This is a genomic window from Candidatus Phytoplasma pruni (genome assembly GCF_013391955.1).
Taxonomy (GTDB): Bacteria; Bacillota_I; Bacilli_A; order Acholeplasmatales; family Acholeplasmataceae; genus Phytoplasma.
Map to the genome: position 1 here is coordinate 1 of NZ_JABUOH010000015.1, position 2,182 is coordinate 2,182.

A 2,182-nucleotide genomic window follows, 5' to 3' on the forward strand; every position below is an offset into this window, starting at 1 on the left:
AATTTTTAAAAGACGCGATTAAAGCGAAACAAATCAAAACACCTACTTCAACCTTAGAAGAATTAACTCAAGAAGCTAAACAATTAGTAGATGATAGATTAACAGAGAGAAAAAATTTAAGAGATCAAGCCTTAACAGATGCTCAAACATATAGAACACAACAAAATATAACAACTGAAGAAGTAAGTGATCAAAATTTAAGAGACGCGATTCAAAATCAACAAACACAAACACCTACTTCAACCTTAGACGTGTTAACTCGAGTAGCTAAAACATTAGTAAATAAAAGAATAACAGAAAGAGCTAATTTAAGAGAACAAGCTTTTTCTAATTCTCAAACATATAGAGGGCAACAAAGTATAACAAATGAAGAAGTAAGTGAACAAGATTTAAGCGATACGATTCAAGCGAAACAAACAGAAACGCCTGCTTCAACCTTAGATATGTTAATTGAAGCGGCTAAACAATTAGTAGATAAAAGAAAAACAGAAAGAACTAATTTAAAAGATGAAGCTTTAACAGATGCTCAAACATATAGACAAGAACAAAATATAAAAACCGAAGAAGTAAGCGATGAACAATTAAAAACCGCGATTGAAACCAAACAAACAGAAAATCCTACTTCAAACTTAGACGGATTAAAACAAGTGGCTAAAACATTAGTAGATGATAAGAAAGTTGAAAAAGCTTTAACGCTTGCTCAAACATATAGGCAACAACAAAATATAACGACTGAAGAAATAAGTGATGAACAATTAACAAACATAATTCGAACTAAACAAAATAATGAACCTGCTTCAACAATGGAAGAATTAACTCAAGTAGCTAAAACATTAGTAGATAATATAGTAGACAATAGAACAACAGAAAGAACTACTTTAAGAGAAACAGCTTTATCCAAATCTAAAACATATAGGCAAGAGCAAAATATAAACACCGAAGAAGTAAGTGATGAACAATTAATCAACACAATTCAAAATCAACAAAATAACGAACCTACTTCAACCTTAGAAGATTTAACTCAAGTGGCTAAAACATTAGTAGATAATAGAACAACAGAAAGAACTACTTTAAGAGAAACAGCTTTATCCAAATCTAAAAAATATAGACAAGAACAAAATATAAACACCGAAGAAGTAAGTGATGAACAATTAATCAACACAATTCAAAATCAACAAAATAACGAACCTAATTCAACCTTAGAAGATTTAACTCAAGTAGCTAAAACATTAGTAGACAATAGAACAACAGAGAGAACTAATTTAAGAGATCAAGCTTTTTCTAATTCTCAAACATATAGACAAGAACAACATATAACAACTGAAGAATTAAGTGATCAAACTTTAAGAGAAACAATACAAACGCAACAAAATAACGAACCTACTTCAACCTTAGAAGTGTTAACTCAAGTAGCTAAAACATTAGTAGATAATAGAAAAAAAGAAAGAAATACTTTAAGAGAAAAAGCTTTAACAGGCGCTAAAGAATATAGAACTCAACAAAATATAACAGAACAAGATGCAAGTAATGATCAATTAATAAACGCAATTCAAACGCAACAAAACAATAAACCTCACTCTTCTTTGCATGAATTAACCTTAGTGGGTCAAAAATTAGTTAAAGATAAAAAAACAGAAAAACAAGAACCGTTAATTCAACGAGTTTTAACAAATCTTAAAGATTATCGAAAGCAAAAAGGCATTCCTGTTAAAGAAGTAACAGATGAAAAATTAAAAGAAGAAATTTTAAAGGAATTGAAAAAACAACCTAATTCACAACCAAATGAATTAGAAAACAAATTAAAAACAAAATTATTAGATTGTTTTACTGTTGAAACAACAGAAAATGGAATACACATGCAAAAAAGAGGTTATACAGGAGTTGATAATGATGGCAAACCGATAGTCAAATGGAATTCATATGATACTTGGGACGCTCAATATGATAAGAATGGGAAACAAACTCAAAAAAGAAGTTATACAGGAATCGATGAACAAGGCAAACCGATAGTAAAATGGAATTCATATGATACTTGGGATGCTCAATATGATGTTAATGGAAAACCAACTCAACAAAGACGCTATACAGGGGTCGATGCACAAGGCAACCCGGTAGCGAATTGGACATCATCTTGGGATAAGGTATATGATGATAATGGAAATCCAACTCAAAGTAGATATTA

The 2,182-nt window shown here is 30.2% G+C and carries 1 protein-coding gene; it reads left to right on the forward strand.

Annotated elements, in window-relative coordinates; translation table 11 throughout:
• Positions 1-2,182 (forward strand): hypothetical protein (locus tag HR065_RS00490; protein ID WP_178733964.1); only part of this gene is annotated, 2,182 nt, incomplete at both ends.